Source organism: Geotalea sp. SG265, from assembly GCF_022808985.1.
Classification (GTDB): domain Bacteria; phylum Desulfobacterota; class Desulfuromonadia; order Geobacterales; family Geobacteraceae; genus Geotalea.
Genome location: NZ_JAKZFT010000003.1, coordinates 296,421 through 313,435, shown reverse-complemented (window position 1 = coordinate 313,435; position 17,015 = coordinate 296,421). Strand labels below are relative to the sequence as shown.

11 protein-coding genes and 1 pseudogene are annotated in these 17,015 nt (G+C 60.0%); 6 read left to right on the top strand and 6 right to left on the bottom strand.

Annotated features, from left to right (window positions below):
• Positions 1-26: 26 nt before the first annotated feature.
• The 6 genes and pseudogenes from ML541_RS18865 to ML541_RS05630 all read left to right on the top strand — a co-directional run.
• Positions 27-377, top strand: a pseudogene (locus tag ML541_RS18865) (helix-hairpin-helix domain-containing protein); the annotation flags it as partial.
• A gap of 51 nt (positions 378-428) precedes the next feature.
• Entirely contained in the window at positions 429-824 is a 396-nt protein-coding gene (locus ML541_RS05650; RefSeq protein ID WP_347710783.1) for an FKBP-type peptidyl-prolyl cis-trans isomerase, read from the top strand.
• 24 nt (positions 825-848) lie between these two features.
• Complete coding sequence (locus ML541_RS05645; RefSeq protein WP_243371550.1) at positions 849-1,370, top strand: tetratricopeptide repeat protein; 522 nt, start codon at positions 849-851, stop codon at positions 1,368-1,370.
• A gap of 38 nt (positions 1,371-1,408) precedes the next feature.
• The gene (locus ML541_RS05640; RefSeq protein ID WP_243371548.1) at positions 1,409-1,738 is read left to right on the top strand and encodes a hypothetical protein; all 330 of its coding nucleotides are present in this window, start codon (positions 1,409-1,411) and stop codon (positions 1,736-1,738) included.
• A gap of 130 nt (positions 1,739-1,868) precedes the next feature.
• Entirely contained in the window at positions 1,869-3,092 is a 1,224-nt protein-coding gene (locus ML541_RS05635) for a hypothetical protein (protein ID WP_243371546.1), read from the top strand.
• A 147-nt stretch (positions 3,093-3,239) separates the two neighbouring features.
• Positions 3,240-4,808, top strand: coding sequence for a nuclease-related domain-containing protein (locus ML541_RS05630; RefSeq protein WP_243371543.1), 1,569 nt, complete (start codon positions 3,240-3,242; stop codon positions 4,806-4,808).
• A gap of 6 nt (positions 4,809-4,814) precedes the next feature.
• Here the strand turns inward: ML541_RS05630 and ML541_RS05625 are convergent, their stop codons facing one another.
• The 6 genes from ML541_RS05625 to ML541_RS05600 are packed head-to-tail and all read right to left on the bottom strand — an operon-like array spanning position 4,815 to position 17,014.
• Positions 4,815-5,513: a 4'-phosphopantetheinyl transferase superfamily protein gene (locus ML541_RS05625; RefSeq protein ID WP_243371541.1), complete on the bottom strand. Its 699-nt coding sequence runs from the start codon at positions 5,511-5,513 to the stop codon at positions 4,815-4,817.
• Between the two features lie 5 nt (positions 5,514-5,518).
• Entirely contained in the window at positions 5,519-6,514 is a 996-nt protein-coding gene (locus ML541_RS05620) for an NAD-dependent epimerase/dehydratase family protein (RefSeq protein WP_243371539.1), read from the bottom strand.
• Positions 6,511-8,148, bottom strand: coding sequence for a fatty acid CoA ligase family protein (locus ML541_RS05615; RefSeq protein WP_243371537.1), 1,638 nt, complete (start codon positions 8,146-8,148; stop codon positions 6,511-6,513). The genes ML541_RS05620 and ML541_RS05615 overlap by 4 nt, the downstream gene beginning before the upstream one ends.
• Positions 8,145-9,041, bottom strand: a complete 897-nt coding sequence (locus tag ML541_RS05610; RefSeq protein WP_243371536.1) for an alpha/beta fold hydrolase — start codon at positions 9,039-9,041, stop codon at positions 8,145-8,147. The genes ML541_RS05615 and ML541_RS05610 overlap by 4 nt, the downstream gene beginning before the upstream one ends.
• Before the next feature lies 1 nt (position 9,042).
• Complete coding sequence (locus tag ML541_RS05605) at positions 9,043-10,086, bottom strand: 3-oxoacyl-ACP synthase III (RefSeq protein WP_243371534.1); 1,044 nt, start codon at positions 10,084-10,086, stop codon at positions 9,043-9,045.
• Positions 10,087-10,090: 4 nt separating this feature from the next.
• Positions 10,091-17,014 (bottom strand): type I polyketide synthase, encoded by a 6,924-nt coding sequence (locus tag ML541_RS05600; protein WP_243371533.1) that lies wholly within the window; start codon positions 17,012-17,014, stop codon positions 10,091-10,093.
• Position 17,015: the final 1 nt, after the last annotated feature.

The window sequence follows — 17,015 nt, the reverse complement described above, 5'->3', positions numbered from 1 at the left end:
CGACTGTGTAATGTGATGTTACAAAAATGATTGCGTTATGGCTCATTGTTGCCTTACAATCCGTTTTTGTTGTTGTATTCACATTTGTTATAAGGAGAAAATGTGTAATGAGTATAATTAGCAAGGTCGGATTGGCCATAACAGTATGTTGGCTGGCAACGGTGTTGCCCTGTTCCAGTTTTGCCCAGCAGCAAAATAAGCTGCAGGAACCATCTCCTGCGGAAAAAAGTCAGGTGGACCTGAACCTGGCAAGCAAGGAACAGTTGATGACCCTGCCCGGAATCGGGGATGCGGAGGCAAAAAAGATCATCGAGGGGCGCCCGTACCAGATGAAAACCCAGTTGTTGAAGAAGGATATCGTTTCGACAGATACCTTTTATGCCATTGTCAACAGGGTTTCCATCGATCTTGACGCCTATGCGAAAGTAATGCGGGAGAAGGAGAAGAAGGCATTCGACGAGAAACAGAAGGCCGGGGGTAAAAGGGTGAAGACCCGCAGTGGCCTAATCTATCAGGATCTCGTTGTCGGGAAGGGAGCTAGCCCTGTTACCGGTAAGAAGGTGAGGGTCCACTATACCGGATGGCTCAAGGACGGCACCAAGTTCGACAGTTCCCTGGATCGGGGGGAACCGTACAGCTTTGTCATCGGCAAGGGTGAAGTCATCAAGGGATGGGACGAAGGGGTCAAATCCATGAAAGTGGGAGGAAAACGAAGGCTGATCATCCCGCCGCAACTCGCCTATGGAAAAAAAGGGGCCGGCGGCGTCGTACCCCCCAATGCCACGCTGATCTTCGAAGTGGAACTGCTTGACGTGATGGACTGACAATAGCATCGCCAGGAGAACGTAATGAAAAAAGCGCACACAATGTTTCAGATCCTCTGTATCAGCCTTGCTGCCGGGTTTGTCCAGCCAGTCTGGGCAAGTTTCAACACCGGTTTCAATGCCTACCGGCTCAAGGATTATCCGACGGCCATGCGCGAATTCAAGGCTGGTGGTGACTCCCAGTCAGCCTACATGCTTGCCATCATGTACTATAAAGGTGAGGGGACCGCTGCCAACAAGAAGGAGGCGGCGAAATGGTTGCGGCAGTCAGCGGAAAAGGGGCATGCGCTGGCGGCCAACAACCTGGGAATGATGTATGACAAGGGGGACGGCGTCCCCCAGGATACGGCCGAGGCTGCAAAATGGTATCGAAAGGCCGCGGAGAAGGGGCATGTGCCTTCCATGTATAACCTTGGCCTCATGTATACCAACGGGGAAGGGGTTGAGAAGGATCCGAAAGAAGCGGTGAAGTGGCTGCGGAAGGCTGCCCGCAAAGGACATGTGAATGCAAAGAAGATGCTCAAGGTGATGGGCGAGAACCAGTAGGCGCCACCAGCATAACGATCGGGGAAAAGAGGTAAAAAATGAAAGTATTGAAAATCGTCGTGGTTTTGGTTTCCATAGCAGCTGTCTGTTTGTTTTTTCTGGGCTGCAACAAGAAGAGTGAGGTGACCGGGAAGTGGAAAAACGTCAACCTGCCCGAAACCCTTGAGTTCAGAAAAGACCAGAGCGGTACCTTCACTGTTCAGAACAATCCAAGCCTGCAGTTCAAGTGGAAGGCGCTCCCCGATGGCAGAATCGAACTGGACATCAACTTCATGGGCAATGTCCGCATCCTGTACGGAAAAATGGAGAAAAGCACCTTTGTCCTCGGCGGAAACGGCGAACAGGCGATCTATAACAGGGTTGATTGACCTTGTCCAAAGGCTTCAGTAGCGGCCGATTTCATCTCCTGGTTTATGAGCCGGCATTAAATCAATAGTTGTAAAGTATTCCCCCTTGCTACCGATACGGTATCAAACACCGATGGCAAGGGAGGATACCATGGGCAAACCGGCGACCATTCTGGCTTCAATAGCTTTAATCACCATCACCGCTGGTTTTGGCTTCGCCGAGACCTTTCATAACGGCCACACTGGAGCTTGCGAAGGATGCCACGGCTCCAGTGGCGCCGACGGCAGCTATGCTTCACTTCTCGGTGCCGATGCCAGTTCCACCTGCCTCCGCTGTCATGCTGCGGCCAATCCCCAGGACTACCAGATTGCCACCGATCCCCCCCCTGCCGATGGCTTGCCACCGAAGGCCATGACTCCGGCGGGCGACTTCGCCTACCTGAAGAAGAACTACACCTGGACCAATGGCAACGGCAGCCGTGGTCAAAGCCCGGGGGAGCGCCACGGACACAACATCCTCGCAGCAGGTTATGGCTATGTGGCCGACAGTACCCTGAACGTCTCCCCGGGAGGCACCTATCCGGCCGGCCAGCTCTCCTGCATCAGCTGTCATGATCCCCATGGCAATTACCGCTTGGTGGATGTTTACGGCACCATCACCACCGATCACAATCCCATTGGCGAGTCCGGTTCCTACGGGGCCGTTCCCACTGCCGATGCGGCCGTCGGCAGCTATCGGCTGTTGGCAGGCAAGGGCTACCAGCCAAAAGGTTCTACCCATGTTTTCGCCAATGATCCACCCATTGCCGTTGCTCCCAAGGAATACAACCGCTCCGAGTCCACCAGCGATACCAGGGTCGCCTATGGAAAAGGGATGTCCAAATGGTGCGCCAACTGTCATGAGGCCCTCCTGGGGGGGAGCGCCAACCACCTCCATCCTGCCGATGCGGAGCTTGGTCCTATCGCCGGCATGTACAACAATTACATCAAGTCAGGTGACATGAGCGGCATGCAGGCGGGTGCCTACACCTCGCTGGTGCCTTTCCAGACCGCCGAGGCCACCGATCCGCAGCAGCTATCCATGGAAGTTACCTCCACAGCCGGCCCCAATCCCAACGACCGGGTGACCTGCCTGACCTGCCACCGTGCCCACGCTTCCGGTTGGGACAGCATCACCCGCTGGAATGCCAGGGGAACTTTCATTACCGTTGCTGGCGAATACCCCGGTACCGATGCTGGCGGCAATGGAAGGGATGGTGAAAATTCCACCGGCAAGCTGATGGCCGAATACAAGGCGGCCATGTACAACCGGGACGCGGCCAAATTCGCCGTTTTTCAGCGCCAGCTGTGCAACAAATGCCACGGTAAGGACTGATTCTGGGGCTATGATCAGTCTTGGAGAAGTTGACTCTGCCGTGACCAGAGCCGTGACTTTGGTCGCGGCTCTTTTTATTTTGAGCGGATTTGCCCGGAAAACTGCTACACTGGTAGCCGATTTTTTTCAACTACAGGGACAAGAAATATGAAGAAGGCATTACTGAAACAACTGGCATTCAGTGGCATCAGGCTCATTGTCCTCCTGTACCTGGCGGTGCTGGCGGCCAATTATCTCAATGGTCGCAATTTCTCCGATTATCTCGGCAGGACTATGATCAAAGTCCACGCCGAGGGTAAAATGGGGCCTGATGCAAATCAGCTGTCTCGCCTCCTGCTGGAGAAGGACACCCGGACCCTGCAGGGGCTTCTGGATCGTAATTACAATATCTACGCTTTGGTTATCACTGACTGCCGGACGGGAAACGACACTTGTCCCGGTCAAAACATTCTGTTTCAGACCAATCCCACACTGATTCCCGACGAGCATATCGATGCCGGATCATTGGATAACTTTCCCTACGTGCTGCTGCGACGGCAGTCTTCATCCATCCTTCAATTACTGCGGAAAGAAGGTGGGGCAGCAGGACATTCAGGTGAAATCATCGGCCGGGTCTATTCCATAAGCACCATCCCCAGCTTCAAGGAGGATTATCGCAACTGGCTCTCTGATCCATTTCGCGATAATGAACTGTGGCGAACCTATCTGAAAACCATGACCGGTTGCCTTCTAGCCTCGCTTTTTGTATGGCTTGTACTTGAACTGTTGCTGAAGCTTCGCCGCACCGAAGTGCGCAATGCCCGTCAGCGGGAGGCGGAGTTGATGCGGGATGTGGACAACTATTTGAACCAGCTGGACGAGAAAGGCCGCCAGATAGAAGAACAGCAGAATCTCTCCAACAGCCAGTTTGCCACTTACATCGGCCGAATTCGTGAACTTGAGCAACGCTTGCAGGATGTGGGCGAGCACCGGCAGGTGGCGGAACAGATCATCCGCGACCTGGAGGAGGATAACCTGCGAAGATCAGCGGAGCTGAAGGGGCAGCTGGACCGGACCCGAGCAGAAAAGGAACAGCTCCGGACCGAGGTGGAGCGATACAAGCGGTCGGTGGGGCGGGACAGGGTGGAGGCATCAAATGCTCTCTCAAGCGCCATAGGCACAAGGACCGGGGCTGCCTTCGAGCAGCAGGTGATCGACCGCATAGTCGGCAGTGACAAGGGGAAAAGCGGCGAATGGCGGCTCGTCACCAACTTCGACGTTTCCGGCGGCCAGGGGGGGAGCCGCTTCGTAGACTGCATCGTCATCAGCAAAGAATGTCTGGTGGTTGTGGAGGTAAAGGGCTATTACGGCACCATCGAAGCGGAAGGGAGCGTGGAGAACTCCACTTGGCTCTGCCGGGGGAGCAACAATCGCATCGTGGAGATCAGGGGAGAGGGGGGGGACAACCCCTATCATCAGGTCCATGACTACGTGGTCAACCTGATGAACCTGGTGAAGAAAAGACTGCCCCAATTGCCGGTTTTCGGGGTGATTGTCTTCCCCGAGAAGAGCGACATCTCCGGGATAGGAACGAGCATCGGCAGGTTCTACCGGATCACCGGCGCCGACCGTCTTCTGTCGGTGCTGGGACAGATGGAAGCAGAAGCGCGGCGGGGCCATCCCTTCAGCAAGCGCCCTTCACTGGCGGAGATCGAGGATGTGATGCGGGGGAAATAGAAGGATTCAGGTCCAGGGAAAGCAGGTAAAGGCTCTGGGTGTGCCTTCGACTGCCAAAGCGGCGCAGTATCCTTCCGGTACCTGAATATCGTGGAGGGTCCAACGCCCCTTGAGTGCCGGATCCTGGAAATCGTCAAGGAGCAGCTCGCCGGGGAGAACAGAGACTCGGAAGGTGTTCGCCGCTCTGGTCAGGCCGGTGCCGAGACCCTTCAGGTACGCTTCCTTCCTGGTCCAGCAGCGGTAAAAGGCTGCCATCTGCTCGTCGGGGGGGAGGATCAACAATTCATCACTTTCCTCGGTAATGAAGAATCGTTCCGCCATCTTCAAGTAAGGGATGCTCTCTCGCAGCTCCTCCAGGTCCACCCCCACTTCCCGGCCGCCGCTTATGGCAAGGGCTGCCCGGCCATGCTTGTGGGTCAGGTTGAAGCGCAGCCTGCCATGTTCGGCAGCATCGGCAAAATAAGGCTTCCCTTGCTCACCTTCAGCAAAAACCAGGCTTTCCGGCGCTTTTCCCAGATACGGTGCCAGGAGCCGGCGCAACCCGCCTCTGCCGGCGACAAACCTGCTTCTAACCACCGGGTTGAGCAGCCGCTTGGCCCGTGCAGATTCCTCCGGCGACAATAGCCCTCCGAGCCGCTTCAGTTCTCCCTCTTCCACATCCAGAGAGTAAAAATGAATATGCACCGCTCCGGAGGCGAGGGTCATGACCGCTATGCTCCCTGGGAGGAGAGCCAGGCCTCAAGGTGCTGCAGCCCTTCGGTAATGGAAATCCGCGGTTCATAGCCCAGATCCCTGCGGGCGGCAGAGATGTCGAACCAGTGGGCGGTGGAAAGCTCCCGGGCGACGAAGCGGGTCATGGGGGGCTCATCTTTCAGGGGGAGGAGTTGCCAGAGGGTTTCACAGAGGGCACCGACCCCGTAGGCGACGGTCGGCGAAATGGTGCGGTTCACCGGTGGCAGTCCGGCGGCATTGAGGATGGCATTGACCATCTCCCAGAGGGGGATGGGGTCGCCGTTGGAAATGAAGTAGGCTTTGCCGGCGACGGGGCTGCCATGTTCCAGGCGGTCGGCGGCAAGGAGATGGGCCTCGGCGGCGTTGTCCACGTAGACCGTGTCCACCAGACAGGGGCATTTGCCGATGCGGCGCAGCTTGCCTGCCTTTGCCCGGGCAATAATCCTCGGTACCAGGTGATTATCCCCAGGGCCCCAGATCAGGTGGGGGCGCAATGATACGGTGGCAAGTGAAGGACTATTCGCCGCCAGCACCAGTTGCTCGGCAATTGCCTTCGTCTTGGGATAGTTCGTCTCGAAGTGGTCAGGGTAGGGGAGTGACTCGTTGCCCCCTTCCACGTCATGGCCATCGAATACCACGCTGGGGGAACCAGTATAGACGAGGCGCCTGATGCCGTTCTTGCGGCAGGCGGCGAGGACGTTTTCCGTGCCGGTGACATTGGCCCGGTGGTAGTCGGCATAGTCTCCCCAGATACCCGCCTTGGCCGCCACATGGAAAACGATATCGCAGCCCGCAGCCGCTGCCGTGACCGCGTCAGGGTCGGCGAGATCCCCGGAGACTTGCCTGACTCCAAGCTTTTCCAGGTCCGGGTACCGGTTGCGGGAAAAGCTGACCACTTCATCTCCCCGCGCCATCAGCAGGCGTACGATGGCACTTCCCAGGAACCCGCCGCCGCCGGTAACTAGAGCCCTCATGCAAGGCTCCGTGCGGCCCACACGGCAAGTTTCTCCCTGAAGATCTTGGCGTTGTGGCGAATGTCTACTGGGAAGGCAGGGTGAAAGAGAATGGTGCTGATCAGCTGAGTATGAATGTGGGCCTTGGCCAGATCGATCAGCTCCTGGCGCACCTTTTCCTTGTTGACCCTTGCTCCCTTTTCCAGTTCGACGCAGAGTACCGGCAGCTGGTTCCCCTTTTCTCCGATCCCCACCAGGGCGGTGCGGAAGACGGCAGGGTGGGTGTTGAAGACCGCTTCGCAAGGGATGGTGAAAAGGGTCTCCTCGGGGGTGATGACACGGTGGGATTTGCGGCCGCAGAACCAGATGCGCCCATCCTCGTCTTTTCCCCCCAGGTCACCCATGCGGTGAAAGAAGCCTCCCGTAGCCGGATCCTTGATCTTGGCAAGGAGGTCCGCTTCCGGATGGTTATGGTAGCGCCGCGTCACCTGCTCTCCCTGAACGACGATCTCGCCGATTTTGCCGATGGGAACACAGAGGGAGTCGTCCCACAGGTCGATAGGGGCATCGCTGATCTCGATGATCTCCAGCCTGATCCCTTCCACCGGCGTGCCGATACAGACGCCGCCACCGGCCTCGGTAATGGCGCGGGTTTCTCCGAGGATCTCATGGCTGCCGATGGAACAGACGGGAAGGGCCTCGGTAGCGCCGTAGGGGGTGAATATCTGCACCTCGGGCCTTAGCATGCTGGCAAAGCGCTCCATGACCACTGCCGGCACCGGTGCACCTGCGGAGATGACCCTGCGCAGCGAGGGTAGCCGTTTCCCCCTTTTGTGTCCGTAGCGGCCGACCCGGTTGATGAGGGCCGGGGAGCCGAACATGGTGGTCACATGATAGGTCTCGATGGCGGAGATGATGCGGTGCGGGTTGACGGACCCGGGGCGGGTGAAATTCATCTGTGGGATGACGGCGGTCATCCCCAGGGCCGGAGCAAAAAGGGCGAAGAGGGGAAAGGTGGGAAGATCAACTTCTCCCGGCTCGATGCCGTAGATACGGCGCAATGCCTCCACCTGGGCGGCAAAGTTGCCGTGGGTGTAGACGGCTCCCTTGGGGGAACCGGTACTGCCGCTGGTGAAGAGGATGGCGGCCACCTCGTCCCGATCTGTCGGGGCCATGGGGAAAGGGCGCTCTCCCTGGCCTACAATCATTTCTTCCAGGGTTACCCCTTCCCAGAAGAGGCGACGGCCGACGGTGACGAAGGTGCGCAGGGTTTCCTCTCCCCAGCCGAACAACTTTCTGGCAATGTGTGCTTTGGGAATGCCGACGAATGCCTGGGGCTCGGCATCGGCCAGGCATTTCTTCAGGTTCTTGACTCCAAGTCCGGGATCTACCAGTACCACCACCGCGCCCACCTTGAAGAGGGCAAAGGTCAGGGCAAAGAAATCGGGGCCGGGGGGCACCATCAAAACTGTCCGCACGCCGCGGCCGATGCCGTAGGCTTCCAGGCCGTAAGCCATACGGTCGCTGAGACGATCCAGTTCGCCGAAGGTCAGGATGCGGTTTTTCTGGGGAAAGATGATGGCCGACGTGTCCGGCTGGCGGCGGGCCATGTCGGGAAGATGGGAGGCGATGTTGACGAAACCGGTTCTGCTCATGGCTTTTCCTCGGTTCGATGGAGGAAGTTCGCGATGAGAGGGACGATTTCATCACGCAGGTCCTCGAGAATATAGTGCCCTGCATCGGCATAGGCATGCACTTCCGCGTCGGGAAACCGGTGCTGCCATTCCTTGAGAAAGGTGCGGTCGAAGACGAAGTCCTTTTCCCCCCAGAAGATGGCCATGGGAAGGCTGCGGAACTGTTCGAGACCGGCGGCGACATCGCTGACCAGGTCGTAGGTGCGATCGCCGGGGGCGAGGGGGATGTCCTGGACAAAGCGCAGGGTGGCGATGCGGTTCTGCCAGTTGTTGTACGGCAGTCGATAGGCGCGCCGCAGCTCTCCATGCATGGGATTGCGCTTGCAGCCCACAAAAGAGGCGGCCAGGCTGAAGGCATTGAAGCCGCGGACAAGCAGGGTGCCCAGGAGAGTCTCACGGCAGATTTTCAGCGCCAGGGGGAATGGTTTCTCCTTGGGGAGATGGAAGGCGGCGGTATTGAGGATCGCCAGCCGTTTGATCCGCTCCGGATGGCGTATGGCATAGGCCATGCCGATCATCCCCCCCCAGTCGTGGACCACCAGGGTGATATTCCCTTTGATGTCGAGATGATCCAGTAGCTGCTCCAGATCATCGACTCGCCGGGAGAGGGTATAGTCGTAGCGGTCATCGCCCGGCTTGTCGGAAAAGCCGCAGCCCATGTGGTCGGGGACGATGCAGCGGTAGCGATCCCTGAGGGCAAGGACGAGGTTCCGGTAGTAAAAGGACCAGGACGGGTTGCCGTGTACCATGACCACCGGGTCACCGCTCCCCTCGTCCAGGTAGTGGTAGGCCAGGCCGTTCAGGTCCAGGTTTTTGCCGGTGAAGGGGTAGTGTTTTTTCAGGTCGATGGCCATTCTACCACTCCACCCCAAGCATCAAGCAGTTCAGCCCGCTGCCGATCCCCAGCAGGGCCACCTTTTCTCCCGGCTCCAGCATCTCCCGCTCGTCGGCAATGGCCGCGGTGAGTGGCAGGGAAACGGTGCCCATGTTGCCCAGGTACTCGAAGGTGGTGAAATCCCTGTCGCCGGGAATGCCCAGGGTCTTGAGGATCAAGCTCTGGTGGGCCGAACCCACCTGGTGGCAGACCACCCGGTCCACATCTTCCTTTTTCCATCCCACCTTGGGAAGAAATGCCTGCCAGGTGCGCAGCCCCAGCTCGACGCCGTGATTCATGACGTTGACGCCGTCGGTACTCATATTCTGGCGGTAGCCCCCCGTGCCGTCGGGTACCATCCCCCACAGGCAGAGGCGGTGGTGTTCCGGGGCGGCCTGCGTGACTCCGCCCAGGAGGCGACGTCGCTTGGCTGGGGAAAAGGAGCCGTCCGTAAGCAGAACGGCGACCGCTCCCGATCCACCGGTGAGGGTGGCGAGGGAGACGGCGAAGTGTTCCATGTTTCTTTCTTCGAGCATGCGGCCGATCATGACTTCGTTGATTTCCCGGGCGCTTTCGCAGGAGACCACCAGCCCGGCCCTGATCTGACCCAGCTCGATGCGGTTTGCCACGTCCAGCATGCCGTTCAACACACCAAGGCAGGCATTGGAGAGGTCGAAGACGGCGGCATTGCCCTCAATGCCCAGTCCGGCTGCGACGCGGCAGGCGGTGGCCGGCTCGAACTGTTCACGGCAGACGCCGGTATAGACTAGTGCACCAATCTCCGATGGTGCGATACCTGCTGCGGCAAGGGCCTTGCTTCCCGCGGCAATGGCGCCTTGGGAGAGGGGATAGCCAGGCTCCCACCAGCGCCGCTCGCGGATGCCGGTCAATGCCTGCAGCTGGCCCGGGGCAAGAAATAATGATTTGTATAGCGGCTCCAGCCTGGTTTCAAGCTCTGCCGAGGTGACCACAACCGGCGCCAGCTCGTAGCCCAGCGCATCCATATATACTTTTGAGTACTTCATATCCTTACCCGTGTCTTACCGTGAAATCGTTCATCTGATAAATAATTTTGCCGTCCACTGACAGGAAACCGTCGGCGGTCAGGGTCCGTTTCTCGTCGTCTACCGCAGTGATCCAGGCCTGGACGGTGGCTCTGCTGTTGGTCGGCACCACCTGCCCGCGATAGAGCCATTTATGCCTCTGCCCCAAGGCAATGACCGCCACCGTCTCACCGTTGTGCCAGCCCCAACGCTCGACAGCCACAAACTTCAGTAGCTGCAGGAACGACTCCAGCCCCAGGGAACCCGGTGTCACCGGGTCCTGGTAGAAATGGGCCTTGAAGAACCACTCTTCGGGGTCCACATGCTTGATGCCGCGGATGTAACCAAGCCCTTTGGGGCCACCATCGGGGACGAAGAGATCGACCTGGTCGATCATGCGCAGCATCTTCTCCGGGAATGGCGCCGTTTCAGGATAGGGCAGGCTCCTGCCCCGCTGTTCCTCATGGATGGTCGGCTGGTAGACAGCAGCGTCACGGATGCCCACCTGGTTGGCCAGGGCTTCCTTGGAGAAGAAGCCGAACATGGTCTCCCCTTCGTAAATGATCCCCTTGTCATCGGCAACGCGGAAGTCGAACTCCTGGATGATCATGCCGCCGCTGGTGGCAACTTTGGTCATGGTGGCCGATGCCGTCAGGGTCCCGCTCGCGGGGGTGACCGGACGGTGTTGGATGGCGGTGCCACCCAGGTTGCGGAAGGAGATGTCGGTGGGGCTGTTCAGCGCCGAGCCCACGTAGGCCGCCAGCCAGCCGCAGGGCTGAAGGGCCGCTTCCAGCAGCACGCAGAAGGGCATGAGAGGCTGACGTTCCGCAGCAAAGTACCATGCGTCGGCGGGAACATCGTATTGGGCTTCGGCCATGGCACCTGCCGCCATCACCCAGGGCTCGCCGCGTACAGCAGTGACCCGGTCCATGAATTGGAAGGGGGGGCCGGGGAGGCGAGCAATTTTTCGCTCGCTGTCGAAGATCCGGTAGCGCTCGCCGAAGCCTTCCGACGGCTTGCCGTTGCTGTAGGCAAGGATCTGTTCTTTGGTGTAAATGGCGGGTTTTACTGTTCCTGCAGGAGATTCGGCCTTCCCCTGCCACAACGCCAACAGCTTTTCTTTATTCGTCCCGCTCAAGCGCACAGACATGCTGGTGATCTCCACGATCGGCCTGCCGTCGGCATACATGAGGGCATCGACGATGGCGTACGGTTCAGGACGGTAGCCCAGCTCGCGGATGGTGATCTCATAGGTGGCGATCCTGGTTGTTTCCAGGACCTGACCGCGGCAGCAGAGACGGCTGGCCACCTCCGGCACCGGTTCCCATGCTGCGTCAACCGCTTCGGCTATCCAGCCCATGCGCAAGAGATAGATGCGCAGGGTGTGGAGGCAGCACTCGTACATGAGGGTACCGGGCATGACCCGGTCATCGACGAAGTGGCAGGTGATGAACCAGTCATCGGCATGGATGTCCGCTTCGGCGCGGATCATCCCCAGTCCGTACCGGCCGCCGGTGGGATCCAGCTCCATGACCCGGTGGACCAGCTGCATCCGCCCGCCCGGGATGGTCAAGGGATTGCGGACGGCAAGATTACTGAAGAGCGAGCCGAAACACCCGGCCAGATCGCCGCTGCGCAACCGCTCCAGCTTATGGGCATCGTAGGATTCCCGTGCCATGGGCACCAGTTCGACCCAGTCGGCCGGTCGCTTGCCCGCCTGGGGGCGCAGGTCAATGGCCCCCTTGACGATCCCCTTGCCTGCTGCCAGTTCCGCCGTGGTAAAGAAGCCGGCGCAGCCGTCACGCATGGTGAGGAGCGGCTTTCCATCGACGGTGGCGTCAAAATGGAAGCGGAACAGGTAGGTCTCTCCCTGGCGAAAGAAGCGCTCGATGCGGATGTCATAATGGATGGTTTCCCCAGGGACCGGCAGTTCGCGATGAAAGGTGACCACAGCATCCAGGAGCCGATAGACGGCAAGACCCCTGGTGATGAAGTCGATGCCCAGGTAGCCGGAAAGGAAGAGGTCGGCCTGGCCCGCTTCGACGGCAATGCAGGTGGGGATGCGCCCCCCGTCCAGGTACCAGGCGCCGGCATGGACATCGTGCTCGGTAACGACACGGCCACGGGTCATGGATTTTGCTTCCCCCTCCAGGGCCATGATCCGGTCCACCAGCATCAGCGGCTCATCAGGGAGGCGGACCCGGGTCGGGAAGGTGTCGGCTTCGGCAAAGGCCGGGCCGAGCATGCGTCCCGCCAGGCCACGGGCGAACTCCAGGCACATTTCCCGGTCAAAGACCGGCTTTGGCCCGGCTGGAGGGGCAGTGACCGGTGCCTGAGCGGCTGGGGAAACGCTGCCAAAGGCAATACCGGCTGCGGCCAGCCCGCTCTGCACGGAAAGCTGCAGCGCCAGTGTGTCGGCCATGGTCCGGCTGAAACTGCTGGAAATTTTCAGATAGGCATCATGGGCCTGCAGCTGTGCCTGCTGTGCTGCGGCAAAGGCTTCCATGAGCGGATCGGAGATCGACGCCTGAGCCGTGCCGGCAGGGAGTGCAGCGGTTGTCGATACCTCCACAGATGCATTCAAAGGGACTGTTGCCATGGTGGGTACCACTACTTTCCCCTCTTCTGGTGGGAAGGGGCGAAGGAGAGGGGGCATTGCAGGCTGAACTGTAGACATGGTTGCAGCAGGTTTCGGCGGTTCAAAGGGCTTATTGGCCATAACAACTGCAAATTCCCTTCCCGCGGCTTTTACCGTGATGACTGATTCCCGTTCTCTGCGGAGTGGGGCCAGATCAACCGGAAGCCGCTCGGCAATGAGCTGGGCCAGCAGGCGGAGAATCGCAGATGTTCCCTCAATGCCGGAAAAGCAGGCGGATCGCGCCAGGTGCGGGCGTTCCCCCAGGATGCGCCCGATCATCCTGCTGCAGGAACTGCCAGGCCCCATTTCCAGGAAGTAGCGGACACCGGTCCCATAGGCATCTTCGATGACGGCAGGAAAATCGATGCCGTCCACCGCCTGGGCCAGGATGGAATCGGCGGCACTGGCGCGGGTAACGGCATAGGACGTGCCTTTGGCGCCACTGTAAAAGGTTATGCCTTCCGGTGGGGTCGTCTTGAAGAGGTGCAGGTCGCGGTAGGCCTCTGCAACTTGCTTCGCCACTTCGCAGTGGACCGTGGTGACGCCCTGCAGTGGGTAGAAGCGGCATTCCAGCATGGCGACCAGGCGCTTGACCGCCTTGGCATCACCGCCGATGACGCACTCGTCGGGGGTGTTGACAATGAGTAGATAGACCCGCCGGGTGGAACGGAGAGCCCGGCGCACATCCTTGGCCGTTGCTTCGACGACACCGATGCTCCATTCCACTTCCTTTCCTTCGCCTAGACCCCAGGCACGGGCGGCGGCGCGGCATTCGCCGGCCAAATCCCGGGTAAAGAGGGTCGAGTTGTGCATGCGCTGCAGCATCTCGTCCCGGGCATGCCAGGCGCCCAGGGCGAAGAGGGCTGCCGATTCCCCCAGGCTGTAGCCGATGACGGAGGTCGGCTCGACACCGAAGGTGCGGACGATGTCGCTGACGGCGACACCGGTTGCCACTTGGCCGAAAATGACCGCCTCGTGATTATTGTTGATCTCATCCGCCGGTGCGCCGTTCCAGAAGTATCCCGGCTGGAACTGGTTGCGCAGGTAGAGGTTGGCGGCGTCCTGGCGGCGGAATATCTCAGGCCATGCGACGGAGAGCTCCATGCCCATGCCGGGATAGTGGTTGCCCGAGCCGGGAAAGACGAAGGCGACCTTGCCATCGGGACCGATAGGCTTGGGGGAAAAGAATAGCCTGTCGCGCAACAGAGGGTGCATCTGGGCAGTGGATGCGGTATCGCCGGCAACGACTGCTCTCCCCTGGTCGATCAGGGCTGTCAACTCATCGAAGTTCCTCGCCACAATGCTTACGGCAAGGCTTTTCGTGGCATCGCCACAATCCTGCCATTCCAAGGCAAGCCCGTCCAGGTCGAATTTATGCCCTTCGCTGAGGAGGCCCAGTTGATCCAGCCCCTGAACCAATTCGCCACGGTTGTTTCCGGTGATGACAAATAGCGATTCATCGGCTGGGCCCAATGGCGCCCGACGTTCGGCCTGGAAGCGCTGGGGTACCGACTCCCAACCTTCCAGAATCACGTGGCTACAGGTGCCGTCCACGCCGAAGGTGCTGATCCCGGCCCGGCGGGGCCCCTCTGCCCGGTTGCGCAGCCAGTAACGTGGGGCACGGGGAATGTGAAGCGATCCGCTGCCTGACAGCTCAGGTAACGGCGTTTCGACACCACGGCAGGGGGGGATAGTCTCGTGATGGAGGGCAAGACAGCTCCGGACGAAGGAGGCAAGTCCCGAGGCGGCGCCGCAATGGCCTATGTCTGCCATGACTGACGTAACGGCGCAGTGACGGCGCTCATTGTCGTCAAAGAAGCGGGCAAGAGTCTGAGCCTCCATGCGATCGTCCGGTGGATTGCCGCTGCCAACAGCTTCCAAAAGGCCGATGCTGCCCGGTTCCAGACCCGACGAGGTATAGGCCCGCTCCATGGCGGTTCTGTAGACGTTTTCGCCAGGGTTGACGATGCCGCCACCGGCTCTGCCGATACCTTTGATGACGGCATAGATGCGGTCACCGTCCTGCAGGGCATCCTTCAGGCGCTTGAGCACCACTGCCGAGGCTCCTTCGCCGATGATGCTGCCGGAAGAACTTTCGTCGAGGGGGGCTCCAAGGCCGGATTGGTTGAAGGGACGGCGGGAGTGGTGGCCGAGGACGGCACGCAGGTCTCCGGCAAAATCAACGGCACCCACCAGTGCCCGATCGATCTGACCGGCGCAAAGCAGCCGCACCGCAGCTTCCAGTGCCCTGATGCCGGAGCCTTCTTCGTTGGAGATGGTGAAACTGGGACCGCCGACCTTGAACTCACGGGCAATGCGGCTGGCAACGATGTTTCCCAGGGCACCCATAGTGCGGTTGGCGGTGAGTGGCGGTCCGGCAGCCTCGCGCAATTTGGCGGCCCATGCTTCCAGTTCGGCGGGGGTGAGTTCTCTGCCCAATTCCCGCTGCCAGTGTGGTGCTTCTTCCCCAATGGACCAGCGGAAGCTGAAATTGGTGCTGTTCAGATCCAGGGCGATGCCGATGAGGACCGCCGTCCGATCATTGCCCTCCCGGCCAAGACCGGCGTCGGCCATGGCCGCTGCGGCCACCTGCAGCATGAGAAGCTGCTGGGGCAGCATTTCCGCCATTTCCAGTGGTGGGATGCGGAATTGGTCGGCGGCCACGGCAAATTCGTCCATGAAAAAGCCCTTGAACCGGGTATGATCCAGCTCTTCGTTCTTGAACCAAGCGCTCTTTTCCGCTCCCCACCAGCGCTGGGGAGGGACCGGCACCGTGCCGCCGTCGCCGCCTAATACCCGTTGGGTAAATTTATCCAGTGACTGCCATGGGCCGAACCGGGCGTCAATGCCGACAACGGCAATATCGGTCGCCTCAGTCGCCGAATCAGACCTGACGGCAAGGGGCTGGGAAACCTTCCCCTGATCGGGCAGCCATTCCTCCACCAGGAGATGGCCATTGATGCCGCCGAAACCGAAGGCGCTGACAGCGGCCCGGCGAGGAATCCCTTCACCCCGTCGTACCCAGGGAATGGCGGTTGCGAGAACGCGGAACGGGCTCTGCTCAAGATCTATGGCTGCCGGAGGATTGGAAAAACCGGCGGTGGGGGGCAGCATCCCTTCCTTCATGGCCAGAAGCACCTTGGTCAGGGCGGCTGCCCCTGCCGCTGTCAAAAGGTGGCCGATATTGGATTTGACGGATCCGATGACGCAGGTCCTGTCTGCCGGGTGGACATCTCCCCAGAGTTCCTGCAGACTGGCGAATTCAGTGGCGTCTCCTATGGCGGTGCCGGTGGCATGGCACTCGATGAGGTCCACATCCTGGGGGTTCCAGCCCGTATCGGCATAGGCAGCCCGCATGGCCCGCAGCTGTCCCTCGGAGAGGGGCGCCAGCAGGCTCCCGCCCACGTCATTGGAGAGACCTACTCCCCTGATTATGCCGTAGATATGGTCGCCATGGGCCACGGCATCCTCCGTCCGCTTCAGGAGGAAGATGCCTGCCCCTTCGCCGACCACCAGACCATCGGCCGCGGCATCGAAGGGTGAGCAGGTACCGCGCTTGGAGAGGGCGCGGAGCTGGGAAAAGCCCATCTGGGTAAAGAGGGGGTCAGGGCGGGAAACGCCACCGGTGAGCATGGCATCGGCGCGGCCGGAAAGGAGCTCATCCACGGCAAGTTTGATGGCATAGATGGAGCTGGCGCAGGCGGCGTCCAGGGTACAGCTGCCGCCGCCAAGACCAAGGGCATGGGCCAGAAGTCCAGCCGGAAGCCCGGCTGAATAGCGGTTGATGGGATCTATATCTGCAGGGATACTGGAGTGTCCGAGAAGCCTTTCTTCAAAGGTTCTGCCCAACCAGGCCCGGGTCAATCCGGCGGTGGTTTCGGTGGGAAGTGCCAGGTTGCCGATGATGACGCCGACCCTGGAGCGGTCCAGGGGAGCGGTGATGGCGTCGTCGAATGCCCTTTTGCCCGTATGAAGCAGCAGCTGGAAAAGTGGGTCGAGACCGGCGACCAGGCCCGGATCTAGGGCGATGCCATCGAGCAGTGCGAGGGGAGGGAGTTTCTCGATGAAACAGCCACGCCGGGAATAGACCCGGTCCGTTTTGCCGGGGGTCGGATCGAAGACAGAGTCGGCAGGGACATGCCACCTCCCTGCAGGCACCTCCCTGGCGGAGGTGTGGCCGGTACGGATATTTTCCCAGTAATGCTCCAGATCGGGCGCGTCGGGAAAGAGGGCGCCGATGCCGACAATTGCAACGGAAGGTTTCTGCTGCATT